The 19,447-nt window shown below is 45.1% G+C and carries 16 protein-coding genes; 12 read left to right on the top strand and 4 right to left on the bottom strand.

Annotated features, from left to right (window positions below; all coding sequences use genetic code 11):
* The first annotated feature begins 111 nt into the window (after positions 1 to 111).
* From OH463_RS09575 to glgC, 4 genes are all read left to right on the top strand, one after another.
* A complete protein-coding gene (locus tag OH463_RS09575) occupies positions 112 to 585 on the top strand; it encodes a CreA family protein (RefSeq protein WP_005451711.1) in 474 nt (157 codons plus the stop codon).
* 130 nt (positions 586 to 715) lie between these two features.
* Complete coding sequence (locus OH463_RS09570) at positions 716 to 2,020, top strand: inosine/guanosine kinase (protein ID WP_009700365.1); 1,305 nt, start codon at positions 716 to 718, stop codon at positions 2,018 to 2,020.
* 237 nt (positions 2,021 to 2,257) lie between these two features.
* On the top strand, positions 2,258 to 4,012 hold the full coding sequence (locus tag OH463_RS09565) for a formate--tetrahydrofolate ligase (protein ID WP_269991137.1): 1,755 nt from the start codon (positions 2,258 to 2,260) through the stop codon (positions 4,010 to 4,012).
* Positions 4,013 to 4,399: 387 nt separating this feature from the next.
* Positions 4,400 to 5,614 (top strand): glucose-1-phosphate adenylyltransferase, encoded by a 1,215-nt coding sequence (gene glgC / locus OH463_RS09560; protein ID WP_269991135.1) that lies wholly within the window; start codon positions 4,400 to 4,402, stop codon positions 5,612 to 5,614.
* 102 nt (positions 5,615 to 5,716) lie between these two features.
* Here glgC and OH463_RS09555 read toward each other — a convergent pair whose 3' ends face one another.
* Positions 5,717 to 8,881 carry a chitinase C-terminal domain-containing protein gene (locus tag OH463_RS09555; protein WP_239212079.1) on the bottom strand — a complete coding sequence of 1,055 codons (3,165 nt, stop codon included), beginning with the start codon at positions 8,879 to 8,881 and terminating at the stop codon, positions 5,717 to 5,719.
* Between the two features lie 277 nt (positions 8,882 to 9,158).
* Positions 9,159 to 10,040, bottom strand: coding sequence for an AraC family transcriptional regulator (locus OH463_RS09550; protein WP_269991133.1), 882 nt, complete (start codon positions 10,038 to 10,040; stop codon positions 9,159 to 9,161).
* A gap of 181 nt (positions 10,041 to 10,221) precedes the next feature.
* Between OH463_RS09550 and OH463_RS09545 the strand changes: the two genes are divergently transcribed.
* The 7 genes from OH463_RS09545 to OH463_RS09515 all read left to right on the top strand — a co-directional run bounded on the left by OH463_RS09545 (position 10,222) and on the right by OH463_RS09515 (position 16,685).
* A complete protein-coding gene (locus tag OH463_RS09545; protein ID WP_005451698.1) occupies positions 10,222 to 11,370 on the top strand; it encodes an iron-containing alcohol dehydrogenase in 1,149 nt (382 codons plus the stop codon).
* 266 nt (positions 11,371 to 11,636) lie between these two features.
* Entirely contained in the window at positions 11,637 to 12,275 is a 639-nt protein-coding gene (locus OH463_RS09540) for a lysoplasmalogenase (RefSeq protein ID WP_269991130.1), read from the top strand.
* A 135-nt stretch (positions 12,276 to 12,410) separates the two neighbouring features.
* On the top strand, positions 12,411 to 13,145 hold the full coding sequence (locus OH463_RS09535) for an amino acid ABC transporter ATP-binding protein (protein ID WP_005451695.1): 735 nt from the start codon (positions 12,411 to 12,413) through the stop codon (positions 13,143 to 13,145).
* Between the two features lie 3 nt (positions 13,146 to 13,148).
* Positions 13,149 to 13,946 (top strand): amino acid ABC transporter permease, encoded by a 798-nt coding sequence (locus OH463_RS09530; protein ID WP_009703114.1) that lies wholly within the window; start codon positions 13,149 to 13,151, stop codon positions 13,944 to 13,946.
* A 9-nt stretch (positions 13,947 to 13,955) separates the two neighbouring features.
* Complete coding sequence (locus tag OH463_RS09525; protein WP_005451692.1) at positions 13,956 to 14,774, top strand: transporter substrate-binding domain-containing protein; 819 nt, start codon at positions 13,956 to 13,958, stop codon at positions 14,772 to 14,774.
* A gap of 78 nt (positions 14,775 to 14,852) precedes the next feature.
* Complete coding sequence (locus OH463_RS09520) at positions 14,853 to 15,773, top strand: amino acid ABC transporter permease (protein ID WP_017189021.1); 921 nt, start codon at positions 14,853 to 14,855, stop codon at positions 15,771 to 15,773.
* 93 nt (positions 15,774 to 15,866) lie between these two features.
* Entirely contained in the window at positions 15,867 to 16,685 is an 819-nt protein-coding gene (locus OH463_RS09515; RefSeq protein WP_009696716.1) for an EAL domain-containing protein, read from the top strand.
* Between the two features lie 115 nt (positions 16,686 to 16,800).
* Here the strand turns inward: OH463_RS09515 and OH463_RS09510 are convergent, their stop codons facing one another.
* Positions 16,801 to 17,337, bottom strand: a complete 537-nt coding sequence (locus OH463_RS09510) for an RNA-binding S4 domain-containing protein (RefSeq protein WP_009696717.1) — start codon at positions 17,335 to 17,337, stop codon at positions 16,801 to 16,803.
* Positions 17,338 to 17,463: 126 nt separating this feature from the next.
* Here OH463_RS09510 and OH463_RS09505 point away from each other — a divergent pair, with 126 nt between their 5' ends.
* Complete coding sequence (locus OH463_RS09505; protein WP_269991123.1) at positions 17,464 to 18,417, top strand: endonuclease/exonuclease/phosphatase family protein; 954 nt, start codon at positions 17,464 to 17,466, stop codon at positions 18,415 to 18,417.
* On the opposite strand, the gene cra is transcribed toward OH463_RS09505, so the two are convergent.
* Positions 18,407 to 19,402 carry a catabolite repressor/activator gene (gene cra / locus OH463_RS09500; protein WP_005451680.1) on the bottom strand — a complete coding sequence of 332 codons (996 nt, stop codon included), beginning with the start codon at positions 19,400 to 19,402 and terminating at the stop codon, positions 18,407 to 18,409. The two genes, OH463_RS09505 and cra, sit on opposite strands and share 11 nt — an antisense overlap.
* Between the last annotated feature and the right edge of the window lie 45 nt (positions 19,403 to 19,447).

The raw sequence follows: 19,447 nt of genomic DNA, 5'->3' as shown, positions 1-19,447 counted from the left end.
ATGAAGCCTCTTACAAACCTAGCTAAACTCCTGAGGTAACGCCAAATTTTGTTTTAATCGTGTGCGTCTGATAAATTGAATCAATAAATTAGCCTATTTAAGGGATGAAAAATGAAAAAAAGCTTGCTTGCTTTAGGTTTGGTAACGGTCTTGGCTGGGTGTAGTGATAATGAAGTGGGCGACGTCTCACTAGGCATGTTCACAATGAAAGACATTAAAATTGGTCACCTACAAGATGAAGTCGTAACTGGCGTAACTTGTCATATTGCTTCTATTGAAGCGAACCTAAGTTTGTCTGATCCGAGTGACAGCTCAATCTCTTGTCGTCAAACCGGTGATATCACACCAGAAATGATTGCAAAAATAGACAAGAGCAAGTCAGGGGAAGTGGTATTCAAAAAATCGAAAAGTATCTTCTTTAAAACGATGAAAGTGCGTCGAATCTACGATCCAGAGAATCAAACGTTACTTTACTTATCATACACCACGAAAGAGACCGAAGGCAGCTTCAAACATAGCTTGTCAACGGTGCCATTATGGGGCACGAAAGCTTACGTCGAACCGACTGTAACTCCTACAAATTAACCCCAAATCGCTGCTAAAAACACCAGCCCGCTGCATTTTTCAGCGGGCGAATTTCTTTGTAATAAAACACAACGATTTTCAAAATTTTGTGATACAATCCCGCCTCTTTTTTTCTCACTCAAGAACAAGCATGAAGTTTCCTGGACAGCGTAAATCTAAACACTACTTCCCAACTCACGCTCGAGATCCATTAGTCAACCAAATTCGACAGGCGCCTAAGCTGTACCGCCCTACGATTGTCGGCGTTGGTCAAACCATCGTAGATATCGAAGCGCGCGTAGACGATGCGTTTTTAGAAAAATACAACCTTAGCAAAGGTCATTCTCTCGTTCTTGAAGAGAGCAAAGCAGACGCACTATATGAAGAGTTAGTAGAGCAAGGTCTGATTACTCATCAATACCCAGGCGACACTATCGGTAACACTCTGCACAACTACTCTGTATTGGCAGACAGCAAATCTGTACTACTTGGTGTTATGTCTAAGAACATTCAAGTCGGTTCTTTCGCATACCGTTACCTGTGCCGCACCTCTTCACGCATGAACCTTAACCACCTGCAAACTGTAGATGGTCCTATTGGTCGCTGCTACACCCTAATTTCTCAAGATGGTGAACGTACTTTCGCAATTAACGAAGGTCACATGAACCAACTAGCTCCTGACAGCATTCCTGAAGAGGTGTTTGAAAAAGCCTCTGCTCTTGTCGTTTCATCTTACCTAATGCGCGGTAAAGAAGATGACCCAATGCCAAAAGCCGTTCAAAAAGCGATCGACTTTGCTAAGAAGCACGACGTCCCTGTTGTACTAACGCTGGGTACAAAATACGTGATCGAAGGCAACGCTGAGTGGTGGCAAGAGTACATTCGAGACAACGTATCTGTTGTTGCAATGAACGAGGAAGAAGGCGCTGCGCTTACTGGAGAAACTGATCCACTTGCTGCCGCAGACAAAGCACTCGAGTGGGTAGACCTTGTTTTGTGTACTGCTGGTCCTGATGGTCTATACATGGCTGGTTACACCGAAGAACAAGTGAAACGCGAAACAACGCACGATATCCTTGAAGGCTCAATTGATGAGTTCAACAAGTTCGAATTTAGCCGTGCTATGCGCAAAGAAGACTGTAAACAGCCGATGAAAGTGTACTCTCATATCGGTCCTTACCTAGGTGGACCACTTGAGATTAAGAATACCAACGGTGCTGGTGATGCCGCGCTATCTGCTCTTCTGCACGACATGGCTGCCAACTCTTTCCACCAGAAAGAAGTTCCTAACTCAGAAAAACACGAAGTACGTTGCCTGACTTACTCTTCGCTATCTCAAATTTGTAAGTACGCTAACCGTGTAAGTTACGAAGTGCTAACCCAACACTCTCCTCGCCTATCCCGTGCTCTACCAGAGCGTGAAGATAGCTTAGAAGAAACCTACTGGGATCGCTAAGAACCAAGCACTTAGAGCGAAAAATATGCGAAGGTCACCGTTTGGTGACCTTTTTGTTTTGATCTAGCGCAGTATTTAGTGTTTTTTGTTATTATGTAGCACGCTAAGGCGCACGAACTGCTTTACACCTCTTATTTTACCAGTATTATTCTCGCGCAAACGTTTGCGCAACAGCAATACAGTCTTTCGATTGCTTGATGTTGAACGCCACGTGTTAGCCATTTTTTTGGAGTATCCATGCAGTCTGATATTGAAATTTGCCGAAACACACCGTTGTCTTCTATCGCTACTGTCGCAGCAAATGCAGGTCTTTTGCCGCACGAATTTGATACACACGGAAAACACAAAGCTAAAGTTCATCCCCAATGTCTTGAGCGCCTCAATACAAATACAAATCAAGACGGAAAGTTAGTGTTGGTCACTGCGATTACCCCTACTCCTTTGGGTGAAGGTAAGACCGTTACAACAATCGGCTTATCTCAGGGGCTATCTAAAATCAATCAATCGGTCATGGCATGTATTCGTCAACCGTCAATGGGGCCAGTATTTGGCGTTAAAGGTGGGGCTGCTGGCGGCGGTTACTCTCAAGTTGCACCAATGGAGGAATTGAACCTGCACCTCACTGGTGATATCCACGCGGTTACCGCAGCGCATAACCTTGCGTCCGCCGCGCTTGACGCTCGTCTCTATCACGAGCAACGAGAAGGCTACGCGGCGTTCGAGACACGAACTGGACTAAAAGCACTTAAAATCGATGTTGACCGAATCACGTGGAAACGTGTAATGGACCACAACGATCGTGCACTACGCATGGTGAAGATTGGTCTGAATGAAGAAGGCAAGACCATTAACGGTTTTGAACGTAGTGAAGGTTTTGATATCTCCGCAGCCTCTGAGCTTATGGCTATCCTTGCCCTAGCAAAAGATCTTAAAGACTTACGTCAGCGTATTGGGCGTATTGTCGTAGCATACGATATCGAGGGACAACCGGTTACCACAGAAGACTTGCAAGTCGCAGGTGCAATGGCTGTCACACTCAAAGAGACAATAGCTCCAACATTAATGCAGACTCTAGAAGGTGTGCCAACCCTTATTCATGCAGGTCCATTTGCTAATATCGCTCACGGTAATTCCTCTATCATTGCAGACGAAATTGCTCTTAAACTATCTAGTTACGTTGTCACTGAGGCAGGTTTTGGTTCGGACATGGGGTTCGAAAAAGCTTGTAATATAAAAGCGGCGGCGGCTGGTCGAGCTCCTGATTGTGTTGTGATTGTTGCGACATTACGCGGCCTAAAAGCAAACTCCGGTCACTACGATTTGCGTCCGGGCATGGCTATTCCGGGTTCGATTTTCAACCCCGATCAAGCGGCATTAGAAGCAGGGTTTGAAAACCTGAAATGGCACATCAATAATGTTCATAAATACGGTATTCCTGCTGTCGTTGCGATCAACCAATTTCCGCAAGATTCTGTAGAAGAGCTGTCTGAATTAGAGTCTTTAATAGAACGCTTTAATCCTGAAGTAAAAGTTGCCATCAGCACCGCATTTGCAAAAGGCGGTGACGGTGCCGTTGAGCTTGCTAAGCATGTTGTTGAAGCATGCGAGAATCCATCGGAGTTCACCCCTCTTTACACGAAAGAGCAATCATTGAAAGAAAAGCTGATGGCGGTCTGTGAAGCTGGTTATGGTGCATCAAATATCGAGATGAGCGATCTAGCAAAACAGCAGCTCAAGCACTTTGAAACGCTTGGCTTTGACGGCTTAGCTGTGTGCATTGCTAAAACGCCGTTGTCGCTCAGTACAGATTCAGCAATTAAAGGCGCACCTAGTGGCTTTAACGTTCCGATTCGCGAACTTCGCTTGTGTGCCGGAGCAGGCTTTGTATACGCACTTTCAGGAAACGTCATGACCATGCCAGGGCTACCAGACAAACCTGCATTTATGAACTTAGACCTTGATGATCAAGGTAACATCATCGGTCTGTCATAACCTCACTGCTGTTTTCTACAATGGACAGGAGCCTTTGAGCTCCTGTTTTAATTTCTGCTCGTTCCCCGTTACCTCATTGTTTTAACGCCGCTTTACATTGTAAATCGGGTTATAGACAACCTTTGGTCACTCCGACCTCACCAATTTAGTGCACGACATATTTCCCCACTCCCTAATATAGTGCAAAGTTAACGCTTCATTTATCAAAATATATTGATTTCATTGATAAAATTCTATGGCTCGAATCTTGTACTAGGGTATATAACAAAACGATTTCTAAAAACCAAAGGACACTCACTGTGCACATCGAATAGCAATCAGCAGTTGGCTAACTCCTCAGGCTTTAGAGCGCTTTCGAGGCACGTAAAATAAGGGAAAGGGAAGATTATGCAAGATGCACTCGCGGTAATTTTAGCCGGTGGTATGGGGTCAAGGTTAAGCCCTCTCACCGATGATAGAGCCAAGCCAGCGGTTCCTTTTGGCGGTAAGTATCGTATCATTGATTTCACGCTAACTAACTGTCTTCATTCTGGTTTACGCAAGATATTGGTTCTCACTCAATACAAATCACATTCACTACAGAAACACTTGCGAGATGGTTGGTCCATCTTTAATCCCGAACTTGGTGAGTACATAACGGCTGTTCCACCTCAAATGCGCAAAGGTGGTGCATGGTACGAAGGTACAGCCGATGCGATCTACCACAATATGTGGCTACTTTCGCGAAACGATGCAAAGTACGTCGTCGTTCTTTCTGGTGACCATATCTACCGCATGGATTACGCAGCGATGCTCGAAGAGCATAAAGAAAACGGTGCGAAGTTAACGGTCGCTTGTATGGATGTTCCTGTTGAAGATGCAACCGCCTTTGGGGTCATGGGCATCAAAGAGAATGGTTTGGTCGAATCTTTCGTCGAAAAACCAGAAAACCCACCTACTCTGCCAGATGATCCAACTCAAAGCTTGGTTTCTATGGGTATCTATATTTTTGATATGGACGTACTACAAGACGCTCTTGAAGAAGATGCGAAACTCGACGATTCCAACCATGACTTTGGCAAAGACATAATCCCAAAGCTCATCGATACTCAATCCGTTTACGCTTATAAATTCTGTGGCAGTAAAGGTCGTGTAGACAAAGATTGCTACTGGCGCGATGTAGGTACAATTGACTCTTTCTATGAAGCCAATATGGACCTTTTAGAACCCGTACCACCAATGAATTTGTATCAGCCTAACTGGGCGATTCGCACTTATGAAGCGCAATTTCCACCAGCGAGAACCGTTTCATCAGCCACTGGTAATGAAGGTATCTTTATAAACTCAATCATCGCCAATGGCGTTATCAATTCGGGAGGGTCTGTTCAGCACTCAGTGATAGCATCAAATGTGCGCATTCATGATAGTGCAACTGTCGTAGATAGCATTATTTTTGATGATGTCGAAGTTGGAGAAGGCTGTCAGTTGGTGAGTTGTATTATCGACAAGCACGTTCGAATTCCCCCTCATACTCAAATTGGAATAAACAAAATTGAAGACGCAAAGCGATTCCATGTTTCTGAAAAAGGCATCGTAGTTATTCCGGAAGGTTACCAGTTCTAGCTTTTTTGCTCTCATGTAATCATCAATAGAGAAAAACCAAGCTCACCAAATAAAAAAGCGCGCGATGTAAATCGCGCGCTTTTGTCATCCACTCAAATTGGATTAGATATTACATACTGTTGACCAGCTACCATCACTACCCGGCTCTGATGCAGTCCACCAGTTTGCTTGGTATACCACACCATTGTGAATCACTTTGTCACCTTGGTTAGCGTGGCTTGGGTTACCTTGCCAATCAGTTTGTGGCAGATCTGGGTAAGTAACTAATCCTGCAGTGTCACAAGTACCAGGCTCAGTACCGCCACCACCACCGGTGCCAGAGTTTAAGTCACCAATTGGTAGATCTGGTTGCTCAAACTTAAACGCAAACTCTTTACCGCCAGAAATTACGGTGTAATTAGCAGGACCAGAGATTGGTAGGTAGTAAACCATATCGAGCTCGTAAGTACCGCCTGCTGGTAAGTCTTTCCATGCAGGTAGAGAGAAAGATACGCGATGCATAACACCATCTAGACCACCGATGTTGTTTGCACGAGTGTGACCAGAAGCAATCACACTTAGACCACCACCAGATTGATCTTTCGCGTTATCCGGTGCTGATACAGGAATATCAAACTGGAATTCTGTACCACCAGGAATCGCTTGACCAGTGTTGTTCGTAAACGTGATCTTAGGATTGATTGGGTAGTTTTGGTCACCAACTTTAAAGCCACCAACGCTAACAGCGATGTCTACTGCTTCTGTTGGAATCGGACCTGTCGCGATCTTGTTTCCGTAAGGCGTTGCAGACTTAAACTTATCGTAAATCGCCTTGGTCATCGTGTTACCCATGTGGTACTCACCATTACCTGCAGCACACGCTTGTTCAGTTGCATCTATCGTTGTACGGTTGCCGTTCGCATCTAGTACGTAACAGTTGTAGTCACCCGCAAGCTCCCAGAACATGATACCGCCGATCTCTTTATCGATAACGTAGTCCGCTTTCACTTCAACAGACGCTTTATCTTCTGTTGAAAGGAATACGCTCTTCTCTGCGTTCCATAGCCATGGAGCTACCGCAACATCATCATAGTTACGCGTGTAGGTACCAACCAATTGGTCTGAAGGGTCGTTAACTGGATCTAGACCATACGCTTGAGCATAGGAACCCCAAATGCCTTTCTCTAGGTTCTTCGCGTGCCACATTGGGTTAGAACCTGCGCCCATTTCGTTGCCTTTAGGGTCAGTATCGTGCCACATGTTATCGATACCTAGAGCACCGTGACCACAGTTGTTCTTCTCACCTTCACCTGTACCAGGCGCACATTCAGACTGGTTTGGTAATGCTGCACGACCCCAAAGGCCGTTTTCACCACCTGTCACACCTTGCCAACCACGAGTATAGTAAGGAACACCAATGTTAATACGACCAGCCGGCATTGAACCGCGGAAGTAATGGTATGCCCAATCCGTGTTCAAGTAGCCGATACCACCGTAAGCCGCAGTGCCATATACATTCCACTGTGCTAGCTCAGAGTCTTTACCTGTATCGAACAGTGCCGCGTTATGACCAACGTGGTCGTTCCAAGCACCGTGTAAGTCGTAAGACATGATGTTTACGTAATCTAGGTACTTAGTAACGTCGAAGGTTTCCATACCACGTAGCAAGTAACCTGAAGAAGGCGCTGCAATCGTTAGCATGTAGTGATGACCATCTTGTGCTGATGCTGCATCCAATTTCTCACGAAGCACTTTCATAAGTTCTTGGTAAGACGCCCACAAGTATGGACGACGTGGTTCCATGAAGTCTTTATCGTAAGGATTACCCGCTCCTGCCATAGAAGTTGGGTACTCGTAGTCAATGTCTAGACCGTCGAACTTGTATGTACGCATCATTTCAACAGCAGATGTCGCAAACTTCTCGATACCCGCATGGTTGATTGAACCGTCTGCGTTAGTCGTCATCGTGTAGAAGCCACCGTCAGCAACACGGTTACCGTCTGCACCGAAGTGACCACCCGTTTCAGCCCAGCCACCAATAGAAATCAACGTCTTAACATCGTGTTTCTGTTTGTAAGTCGCTAATGCACCAAAATGACCTTTAAAGCCTAGCGCTGGATCTACTTCAACACCCGGCCACGTTTTGCCCGTCGCGGGGTTAGTTGGATCATTCACATCCCCAACATTAACTTTACCGTCAGAGCCGATGCTTACGAACGCGTAGTTGATGTGAGTTAGTTGATCCCAAGGGATGTCTTTAACTAGATATGCTGCTTGTGGGTCATCACCACTACGCCAGCTAGTAAAGTAACCGATGACACGACGTGGGTGATCGGCACCCATTTTTTCACGACCTTCTTCGTCGTAAATAGTACAGTAAGGAACATCTAGACCCGCTGTTTGGTACAGACCGTCAGGACGGCAGTTCGACGTCACTGCGCCGCCATTGACGGTCAATGAAACAAGTGAAGAGTCTGTTGTTGCGCCAGCATCGTCCGTTGCTTTCGCGTAAACAGATACACTACCCGCTTGTGCAGGCATAAAGTCAACGGCATAAGGTGCTGCTGTTGCGGTGCCGATCAACGCACCCGCAGCGAAGAATTCAACTTTAGCGACTGTGCCATCTGCATCAGCAGCATTCGCAGTTACCGTGACTGAGCCACCAAGTTCGATAGAAGTTGCAGATAGAGCAACATCAACGGTTGGGGCTTCGTTGCCTGGCTGACCTGCATTTACATTAAGAGTGACAGCACTAACCGCACTCACTGCATTTTTGTCATCATACGCTTTGGTAGAGAACTCGTGAGCACCTTCAGTTGCCGTCCATGAAGCCGTGAAAGGCGCAGCTGTTGCAGTGCCAACCAGCGCACCATCAACAAAGAACTCAACTTTACTGATTGTGCCGTCAGTATCTAAGGCATCCGCAGCTAAGTTAACCACGTCACCGGCGGTGATCGAAGCCGACGCAGAAGGTGATGTTAACGTAACCGTCGGTACTTCATTCACAGGTGGATCGATAGGTCCCGTATCACCACATGCGCCTAGGTTTTCCCATTCACCCCACTGACCTGATTGCGCAGGGTTGTTGTTTTGGGTCCAATAACGCGCTTTGTAAGCGTTGTTTTCGTGTTGAACTTGGTCACCGCCATTGTAAACCTTTGACGAGTCCCAAACTTCTAGAGGGGCACAATCAACCGCCGCATAGGTGTTGAAAGCCATTAGACAAGATGCAGTTAACGTACTGAGTGTAAATACACTCTTCACTGCTTTCCCGTTTCTAAGGTGCATATTGCTCTTCCTTAAGTTATTGTTAATACAATACAAAATACGCTTAACTACCGCGCACTATTACTTTTGTTTCGACGTAAAATAACTTAAGTACAACTACAGAGTTTCACACTATATATTTATAAATTTTCAGCAACACCTCTCAAGAATCCACTAAAACGTTGCAACAAAAGACATCTTATTTTGCACCAATAACTAATTTTATTACTCAAATAAATATGTCGATCGCAATTTATTAAAAAAGACGAAAAAAGTCGTAATTTTGAAATAAAGATCACTAAGCCTTTGTTGATCTTGGAGTTTCGTTAAAGTGGCGCTTGTACTCTCGACTGAACTGTGATGGGCTACTGTAACCAACTAAACGTGCTGCATCGTTTACCCGTCTTCCTTCTAACTGAATTAATTCGCGTGCTTTATTTAAGCGAACCTTTTTGATGTATTGCAGAGGTGATTCAAGCGTTACGCTTCGAAAGGCTTGATGAAACGCTGAAACACTCATGTTCGCTTCTTCAGCTAGCGTCTGAACATTCAGTTGTTCATGGTACTCTTGATGAACGCGGTTAAGCGCTTTCGCCACGCGCGCATATGACCCTTCTTGATGTGCTAATTCGAACAAAACATGCCCTGACTCACTCACTAATGTTCGATATACAATCTCTTCCAGTAACATGTCGCCAAGCATTGCAACTTCAAGATCATCGCACAAAGCCGTCATCAAACGTTTACACGCATCCAGCATCTGCTCATTCATTCGAACTGACTTCAAACCACAACGGGTCTCGTCTTCACATACATTACTAAAGCGTTGCGATTCCAGTTTCTTTACCAGCTTTTGCAGCATCGCAGGCGAGATATCAATTGAAATCCCGAGCAACGGCTCATTATCGACGGCAATGGCTTCACATTCTAAAGGCATAGGAACTCCAACCACCAAATAGTCATCTGGTCCATAGCGAACTGGCGTCTGACCGATATGGATGTTCTTGTATCCCTGCCCGAGAACAATGATTCCAGATTGATAAACAAAAGGTTGGCGGTTGTTGCCTTTGCTACTGCGATAAAACCACACGCCGTCAATAGCGGTTTCTTTAATGCCTTCTAATTTGTCCAAATCAAATTTAGTGGCGTACTGTTGCATGATCTGAGCAAGTGTCTTCATTGTGTCACTCCAATAACTTTCCACGCACTATACTTGGAGTTCTGATTACAGTTCCAGCACAACGAACGCACATTTGTAGAAATAGGCAAAAAAATTACAGAAATCGACCTACTAAGGCGCATCAATGCGTACTAATATGCATGTATTCACTCTCCTCACAATGGAAGCAAGAGGTCTAATAATGAACTTTTCATACGTCAACCCAACTCAAATCTTCTTCGGACAAGGTCAAATCGCCGCAATTACAAACGCGATCCCTACCGGTCAAAAAGTACTTGTCATTTATGGTGGCGGTTCAATTAAGAAGAACGGTGTTTACGACCAAGTAGCGCAAGCTCTAGAAGGCCGCGAGTGGCTTGAGTTCTCAGGTGTAGAGCCAAATCCAACCAAAGAAACGCTAGATAAAGCCGTTGCAATCGTAAAAGAACAAAACGTTGATTTTATCCTTGCCGTAGGTGGTGGTTCGGTTATTGATGGTTCTAAGTACGTTGCAGCATCGGCAAAATACGACGGTGATGGCTGGGACATCATGGTTGGCAAACATCAAGTGACAGAAGCGACACCACTAGCCGCGATTTTGACACTTCCAGCTACTGGCTCAGAATCAAACATGGGCGCAGTTATCACCAAAAAGGAAACTCAAGATAAATTGGCGTTTCTTGCTCCTGCCGTGCAGCCTAAATTTGCGGTCCTTGATCCTGATGTAATGAAAACACTCCCAGAGCGTCAGTTGATCAACGGTGTCGTAGATGCATGGGTACACGTTTGTGAGCAGTACCTAACACTGCCTACTGGTGCAATGGTTCAAGACGGCTATGCAGAAGCACTACTGAAAAACCTAAAAGTTCTGGGCGAACAGTTTGAAGAACGTGACAACGACCAATGGCGCGCAAACCTGATGTGGACAGCAAACCAAGCACTCAACGGTCTAATTGGTAGTGGTGTTCCACAAGACTGGGCAACGCATATGATCGGTCACGAACTTACAGCATTGTGGCATGTTGACCACGCTCGTTCACTTGCAATCATTCAACCATCCCTACTTCGCAACCAAATGCAATTTAAGCGTCCTAAGCTTGAGCAAATGGGTCGCAACGTATTTGGTTTATCTGATGGTGATGATTTGGCAGAGCGCACGATCCAAGCGATCGAAGCTTTCTACCACCAACTAGGTGTAGCAACACAATTAGAAGGTTACGGTGATGACCGCGAAGCAGCAATTGACTCAGTGATCGCACAACTGAGCAAACATGGCATGACTGTTCTTGGTGAAAACCAAGCAATCGATCTTGAAAGCAGCCGCCAGATTCTTGACCTAGCAGTCGCTTAACGACTCAATCTATCAAAATACTGCCTTTTTTAACGGTATTGTGTCCTCGTAGACACAATACCGTTTTTTTATGTTAATTTAGCCGAACACTGACAATGCAATAAATATTGAACTTTTCTGCTAGAAAAATAACAAATAGGCGATAGTTCGATGTGTTTATGTAAGCCAATGACTAAAAACAAACCAAGTGCTTACTATTCGAAGTGTCCTTTTTAGCTTGCTCATCAAACATTGAGCGTAATGTCGTCTATTCAAGAGTTAATCGTATGTGGCTGATTGTCATTGCTTGTGCGCTCATACATATCATCAGCATTAAGACTGGTCCAAAGTGGATGTTCTTTCTGACCAAACCACTGCCACTCATCGCTATGATTGGCATGTTACTCATGTCTCCAGCCAGTCACCTTCCCTACACAAAGTGGGTAATCTCCGGACTTTCGTTGTCTCTGATCGGTGATTTAATCATGATGCACCCAAAAGATAAGTTTGTTTTTGGGATCAAACTGTTTTGTCTCGCACAGATCAGTTACGCCTTGGGCTTCATTAATATGGCAGCCTGGCACTTCACCCCTTGGCTCCCATTTGCTGTATTCGGCGCTGGACTTTGCGCTTACTCATTCTTTAAGCCCGACTTGGGTAAAGAAAAATGGTCCGTTGCTAGCTACATCTTTGTTTTGATGACGATGCTATGGATGGCGATGGAGTATTACGCAAGTGGTAAAACACAATCGTCAGCTTTCGCGGTGCTTGGCAGTTTCATCTTCACTATGTCTGGCGTTGTGCTTGCCTTTGAGCGCTTTGGCAGCACTTCGATATTTTCACGTCAAGTCGTCATGACAACCTACTATTCAGCTCAGTTTCTGATCACCATGTCTGTCTTCGCGATAGTGATCCGTTTTCTTTAAAATTGACTACATTATCAGGTAGTTTTGTAATGAGTTATTTGCTCACCAGTTGGACAGTTTAACCCTTATAAACAGGTGCAATACGGTTAATAACTTGTTATTGTAGAAAGAAATTTATTCTAAAAGTTGGCAGCCTTGAAAGAAAAAAATATCGTTGTTGAATTCAGCGGCGTAAACAAGTGGTATGGAGAATACCACGCACTTAAAGATATTAATTTTTCAGTACATACCGGTGAAATCGTTGTTGTTTGTGGTCCTTCCGGTTCAGGTAAATCCACTCTTATTCGTTGTATCAATCACTTAGAATCTATCCAAGAAGGTGAACTCAACGTCTTTGAGCAACCAGCTAACGCCAAAACCCATAAGCCGGGTAAAGTCGGCATGGTGTTTCAACACTTCCATCTATTCCCGCATCTGACCGTTTTAGAAAACCTTACTCTCGCGCCAATTCGTACATTAAAACTGTCGAAGCAAGAAGCAGAAGAGCGAGCGATGCACTACCTCAAGCGCGTCAACATTGAAGAGCAAGCAAACAAATATCCGATTCAACTATCCGGCGGTCAGCAGCAACGTGTTGCCATTGCCCGTTCGCTTTGTATGGAGCCGGACCTTCTCTTATTTGACGAACCAACATCAGCACTTGATCCAGAGATGATCAACGAAGTGTTAGATGTCATGGTAGAACTTGCCCAGAGCGGCATGACCATGATTTGTGTGACGCATGAAATGGGCTTTGCAAAGAAAGTAGCGAATCGTGTTGTGTTTATGGACGAAGGTGAAATCATCGAGATGAACTCCCCCGTTGCACTATTTGAAACACCACAACACCCACGTACGCAAGCATTCTTAAATCAAATCCTGAGCTACTAGCCTATGGTTGTTCGAATCCTTAAACCGGTCTTACAAGCCATATTACAAATTGCGATTCTTTTGATTGCGATTATTTGGGTGCTCGATTCAGGAGCTCAAGCCATGGGCTACCAATGGCAATGGGAGCGCGTGCCCGACTACATTGCCTTCTACGAAGATGGTGAATGGTGGCCAGCAGAATTGGTCGATGGGCTCATCGTTACCTTAAAAATCTCTGCCATTAGTCTATTCTTCACTTTGGTCATTGGTTTAATCACCGCTTTATTGCGTTTGAGCAATTCCAAAGTAGGCAACGCGATTGGCACAGCTTATGTGGAACTGATTCGTAATACGCCGCTGTTGGTACAAATTTACCTGCTCTATTTTGTGTTTGGACCAGTCATTGGTTTAGATCGATTCAGCACTGCGGTGTTGGCGTTGTCGCTTTTCCAAGGTGCATATACGGCAGAGATCTTCCGAGCAGGCTTGAACAGCATTCCAAAAGGTCAATTTGAAGCAGCGAAGACGCTAGGTTTATCGCCTTTCTTTGCATACAAAGACGTGATCCTACCGCAGGTGCTTCAGCGCACCCTGCCGCCATTGACGAACGAAGTCGTGTCATTGATTAAAAACTCTTCGATTGTGAGTGTTATGGCAATATTCGACTTAACGACCGAGGCAAGAAACATCGTATCGGAAACGGCGATGCCATTTGAAATTTGGTTTACTGTGGCAGCAATCTACCTTGCTCTCACATTATCACTTTCTGGCTTATCCGCTTGGCTAGAACACAAACTAGGAGCCAGTTGGCGCAAATTATAAGGAGATAACATGAAGTTATTCAAAGCGACCATTACTGCATTATTGGGGCTTGCGATTGCTCTACCTTCGTTAGCCAATGAGCAAGCAGCAACACCAAACGTAGATCAAATCAAGGAACGAGGCACACTTCGCGTTGGTATGTCGACATTCGTACCTTGGGCAATGCGAAATAAACAAGGCGAACTGATTGGCTTTGAAATTGATGTCGCTAAACGCCTAGCCGCAGATTCAGGTCTGAAGGTTGAGTTCGTACCAACAGCATGGGACGGAATCATCCCTGCTCTACTAGCCAAGAAATTTGACGTTATCATTGGCGGTATGTCGATTACTCCAGAACGTTCTAAGAGCGTACTGTTCACTGAACCTTACTCACACTCAGGTGTTCAAGTTGCAGCGAACAAAGAACTGGCAGCTGGCTTTAGCGAGTTTTCTGACTTTGATTCTCGCCGAGTGAAAATTGCAGCTCGTCGTGGTGCTTTTACCGTTCAAGTAGCGCGTGAAACATTCCCGAAAGCAAAAATCCTTCAATTTGATGATGACGCACAAGCATTCCAAGAAGTTCTAAACGGCAATGCACATGCGGTGATTGCATCGAGCCCTAAACCTGAGCATGAAGCGATCAAACACGCGGATAAGTTGTTCATTCCATTTACTGAGCGTCTATCCAAAGGTAACGAAGCCTTTGCCGTTCGCTTAGGTGAAGAAGACAAAAAAGCCTTCTTCAACAAATGGATAGAAGCACGTACCCAAGACGGTTGGTTAGATGAGCGCTACGAATACTGGTTCTCAACACTGGATTGGCAAGACCAAGTGGCACACGGTCAATAAACGCAAAAACTAATACATCGAATACACAGACCGACTCGAATGAAGGGTCGGTCCTCTCTTTACTATCGGAGTCAAACCTTGAGCGGACAAACCACCACTCGTGTTGCACCAACCAAAACAAAGTCAGGCTTTTTCTTAAACCGTTTTAACCTACTTGATTGGGTGTTGCTTGCCATCTGCGCGTTAGTTGGGGTTTGGCTTTACCACCGCTCCACCGTAGGGGTGAACTACATCTGGCATTGGAAAGAAGCCATTGATTTGTTGTTTACTCCGCGTGCTGATGGTGGGCTGCCATATTTTTTTCAAGGCTTGATTTCAACGTTACGCCTGAGTTTATGGGGCATTAGCTTCGCACTTATATTAGGCACCCTACTTGGCTTAGCCCGCTTCTCGGAATCGGCTTGGTTTCGCACACCTGCCAACGCGTTTATTCAGTTGGTGAGAAATATTCCACCATTGGTATTCGTCTTTATTTTCTACTTTTTTATTTCAAACCAATTAATCCCGTTACTTGGGTTAGAAGATCTACTTCGCAACTATCGCGGCGAACCCAATGCACTGCAAAGCTTCTTCTTTGGTCCGGCGAATTTGTGGGAGAACCTAGCGTCAGGAGTTCTCTGCGTAGGCTTGCTCTCTTCCGCTTACATTGCTGAGGTGGTTCGTGCTGGTTTACAAAGTGTCGATAAAGGACAGTGGGAAGCCGCAGATTCTCTCGGTTTATCTCGTTGGGTCAAATATCGCTTTATCATTGCCCCACAAGTGCTCAAAGCTATTACGCCAGCATTGGCAGGCCAAACTATCTCCTTAGTCAAAGACACATCTATTGTCTCACTGATTTCGATTCAAGAAATGACCTTCGTTGGTACCGAGATGGCAAACTCTTCCGGTTACATTTTTGAAATTTGGCTAATTGTGGGCTTGGTTTACTTTCTGATTTGTTTCGGTCTATCAATGTTTTTTAGATACATCGAGAAAAAATCGGAATCTATTTCAAATTAACTCAAAGGGCTTCAAAATTAAGACAGCCTAGCGCTTCAAATCCGAATTCCATCCTGTTACATTCGCTCTCATGCTATTTTTTTGGCGTTTTTCATGGAGTTAAAGAAGCAGTCCGATTACGAGCAATACATAAGGCAGGACAGCCTTGGCGAATATTACGTCGTGCTCAATCAATATACTTTCCATAGTGTTTATCAACCAATCTTCGATAAACACCAAAACATGATCGGGATGGAAGCCCTATTGCGCATTCGAGGCGCAGACGGAGCCAACATTCGTCCAGATCTTTTCTTTGCCGATGCCAGCATAGATACCTACTTCCGACTTTGTATGGAGTTTCTATCTCGGGCAATTCATATCCGAAACTTTGCACGTCATTTCGCAGGTTCGCCGATAAAACTATTTCTAAACGTCATGCCGCAAACCTTATTAACACTGACCAAAGACATGGGTTTTAAAGATAACGGTTTGCTGTATAAGCGGTTGCATGAGCTAGGTATGGAACCTTCTGATGTGGTCTTTGAAGTGGTTGAAGAGTCGTGTGGTGATACTGAATTACTGATCCAAGCGGTACAACTAATGCGAGCTAATGGCTTTCTTTTCGCCATTGATGACTTTGGTTCCCACCATTCCGATATGTCACGCGTTAAGCAACTTTGTCCCGACATTATCAAGATAGACCGTTCTTACCTTCTTGATTACTGCTCTGGCGATACACTTGCGATTGCCAATGCAGTTGAACTGGCTGAAGAGATGAATGCGAAAGTTGTCATTGAAGGGGTTGAGGAAAACATGCAGCTCTCCGCTATGCAAGCGCTTAATCTTGATTACTACCAAGGCTTTTACCTAGCTAAGCCAAACTCGATTAACCACTGGACCAAACACGCGCAAAACAGCGAAGTTTTACACTAACCAATCAGCCCCAAATTCTTATCTGTCAAATCAACAACCGCAAAATACAAAAGCGCCGCCTTGTTCAATAACCGAAGCGGCGCTTGTGAAATTATCCGTGTTATAGACAAATCACTTAGAAGAAGTCGATAGAGTTACGCCCACTCTTTGGATCGCGACTCACTTGAGGCTTGTCTTCTTTCTTACCTTTCTTGGCAGATTGAGACAATGCTTCTTTCTGTGCCTTACGCTCTTTGTGCGCCGCTTTACGACCCGTCGATTGAGGACCTTTAGCTTTTTTCTCATTCTTATTCGAACGAGATTTTTCTTTACGCGCGTTTTGCGCGTCCTTCTTCGCCTTCTTCTCTGCCTTTTGTTCCGCAGTTTCTGGCTCAGTTACTGGCGCATCGCACACAACAACATAGTATTCTTGGTTGAACTCGAAGAAATCGCCGTCGTACATCTTGCGACGTTTGCGCGTTTCTAGCTCACCATTTACCGCAACATAACCTTCTTCGATGATGTGTTTTGCTTCACCACCGCCACTCACCAAGTTTGCGATTTTGAAAAGCTTGTACAGCTCAATTGGGTGCGCGTCGACGTCGATACCGATCGCTTCGATCTCAATCTCTTCGCCTTCTAAATACTCTTCGTGTTCGTAATCTTGGGTCATGTTCGTTACTCATTTTTCTTGATGAACGGAGTTTAAACGGAATGCGTACAAATAGAAACGTGATCTTCACTCAACTTGTCCAATTGGGTATATACTCACCCAATAACTCCTTGAACGAGCAATATTTTGTCTAATAAGAACTGCATTACCTTTGCCACCGCCAATCTGTTCAACTTTGTTGCTCCACCTGGCGCGTATTATGACTTCGAGAACATTTACTCCCTCGACGACTGGCAGGACAAACTCACTTGGACAAAATCACAGCTCGAGCAACTCGCCCCGGATGTCATCGGCTTACAAGAAGTGTTCAGCATTGAAGAAACCAAAGCCTTCTTTACTACAATGGGATATCAGCACTTTGCCAGTGTCGATACGCCGCATATTGAGGGGGACTACATCTACTCTCGTCCTGTAGTGGCAATCGCGTCCCGCTTCCCAATTGAAAGTTATGAAGCCGTCACTTTCGATAAAGAAACGCTCAACGCCTTCGGTGATTTCTCTGCGCCCCCTTTCAGCCGAAAACCAATTCGAGCAATCATCGTTCACCCTATCATTGGGCATATTGCAATTTATGTTACGCATTTAAAATCACAAAGACCGGCTGATTCAGAGGCACCTGCAGATGCAAGCAAACCAATTGCGCGCTGGCTATCAACACAACAACGCGGTTGGGAAGCAGCCATGCTACGCGACGCAATGCAAAAGCAGTATGCACGCGACTCAATGCCCACCGTGTTAATGGGAGACATGAACCAAGCCATCACACCCACAAGCGTTAACAAGGTTTTGATTGAGCATTACGGTGACAGCGTCACTGATTTGCAACTAAATGACGGATGGGAATTGCAAGTAGCGCCTACTCTGGAGCCACGCCCAGCAACGCATTACCACTTCGCAAAAGGAAATGTGTTGGACTACATCTTGCTATCGCAGGAATTCGATGCTCATGCAGACATATCGATAGCGGAAGTGACGAGATATCAAGTGCTGGATGCGCACTTAATTAACCCGTCTTTTGAGCGAGATAAAAACGCCAGCGACCACGCGTTTGTGGCGCTGACGGTAGAAATTAAGCTTTAGCGTCGATGTGGCGTTTCACAATCTTACGTGGAATCAACTCAACCCCAGCCTTGTAGCGTTTTGCAGACGCATTAAGCGCCAACTCCATCGCACTGTCGGCAATGAGTTCAAACTGCTGCGGTAACGAATTGATTTTGATTGGCAAAAAGTCTAATAAGCGGTTATCACCAAAGGTAGCTAAACGCACTTTCGCCATCAGCTCCGGCTTTTCTAACATAACGTCTAACACCCCTTCGAGTAAGGTGTATGACATAGTCACTAACGCATCAGGTAATTCGTCATTCGCAATCCAACTTTCTAGCACTTTCTTGCCTTCTTCTCGCGAGAAATGCTGACCATATCCTACCAGCACATCTTTGCTTTCTTGTTGGCAAGCAGAACGAAAACCCAATTCACGCTCTTTAGAAACTTGAAGTTCTGCTAACGCGCCAATAAGCCCAATCGATTTGATTTCAGAGGACAAAACCGACTCAGTCAACTCAAATGCCGCGTCAAAATCTTCACTGATCACACAGCAAAAATGCTCATCATCCATTGGACGGTCAAGTGCAATAACTGGCGTGCCCGAGTTTTGCAGCTTTAAGTAATACTCACTGGCAGCCGGCATGCTACTTGCGACAAACAATGCGTCAATACGACGGCTAACCAATGCCTCAGCCACTTTCTCTTCCGTTTGCGGATTATCATCCGAGCAACCAATCAGGATTTGGTAACCTGCTTTACGAGAGTTTTGCTCAATCAGTTTTGCTAAACGTGCGTAACTGGTGTTCTCTAGGTCTGGAATGATCAAACCGAACGAACGCGAGTTTCCCGCACGTAAAGAAGAAGCCGCGTGATCCGGTTTGTAATTGTGCTGCTCTACCACCGCCATGACTTTCTTTTGAGTCTTTTCGCTGATGCGGTATTTCTGCGCTTTCCCGTTAATCACATAGCTTGCTGTCGTCTTTGAAACCCCAGCTAATTTCGCTATTTCATCCAGTGTCATATTCTAAGCCCTATTCTGTGCGCAGGATCATATTAATACATCAAC

The sequence above is a fragment of the Vibrio sp. NFR genome, from assembly GCF_027587095.1.
Classification (GTDB): Bacteria; Pseudomonadota; Gammaproteobacteria; order Enterobacterales; family Vibrionaceae; genus Vibrio; species Vibrio harveyi.
The sequence above is the reverse complement of the archived record's forward strand: the minus strand, read 5'-3'. Positions and strand labels throughout refer to the sequence as shown.

Coding starts and splice junctions, on each gene's coding strand:
- OH463_RS09575 (WP_005451711.1), top strand. CDS start 112: ATGAAAAAAAGCTTGCTTGCTTTAGGTTTGGTAACGGTCTTGGCTGGG.
- OH463_RS09570 (WP_009700365.1), top strand. CDS start 716: ATGAAGTTTCCTGGACAGCGTAAATCTAAACACTACTTCCCAACTCAC.
- OH463_RS09565 (WP_269991137.1), top strand. CDS start 2,258: ATGCAGTCTGATATTGAAATTTGCCGAAACACACCGTTGTCTTCTATC.
- glgC (WP_269991135.1), top strand. CDS start 4,400: ATGCAAGATGCACTCGCGGTAATTTTAGCCGGTGGTATGGGGTCAAGG.
- OH463_RS09555 (WP_239212079.1), bottom strand. CDS start 8,881: ATGCACCTTAGAAACGGGAAAGCAGTGAAGAGTGTATTTACACTCAGT.
- OH463_RS09550 (WP_269991133.1), bottom strand. CDS start 10,040: ATGAAGACACTTGCTCAGATCATGCAACAGTACGCCACTAAATTTGAT.
- OH463_RS09545 (WP_005451698.1), top strand. CDS start 10,222: ATGAACTTTTCATACGTCAACCCAACTCAAATCTTCTTCGGACAAGGT.
- OH463_RS09540 (WP_269991130.1), top strand. CDS start 11,637: ATGTGGCTGATTGTCATTGCTTGTGCGCTCATACATATCATCAGCATT.
- OH463_RS09530 (WP_009703114.1), top strand. CDS start 13,149: ATGGTTGTTCGAATCCTTAAACCGGTCTTACAAGCCATATTACAAATT.
- OH463_RS09525 (WP_005451692.1), top strand. CDS start 13,956: ATGAAGTTATTCAAAGCGACCATTACTGCATTATTGGGGCTTGCGATT.
- OH463_RS09515 (WP_009696716.1), top strand. CDS start 15,867: ATGGAGTTAAAGAAGCAGTCCGATTACGAGCAATACATAAGGCAGGAC.
- OH463_RS09510 (WP_009696717.1), bottom strand. CDS start 17,337: ATGACCCAAGATTACGAACACGAAGAGTATTTAGAAGGCGAAGAGATT.
- cra (WP_005451680.1), bottom strand. CDS start 19,402: ATGACACTGGATGAAATAGCGAAATTAGCTGGGGTTTCAAAGACGACA.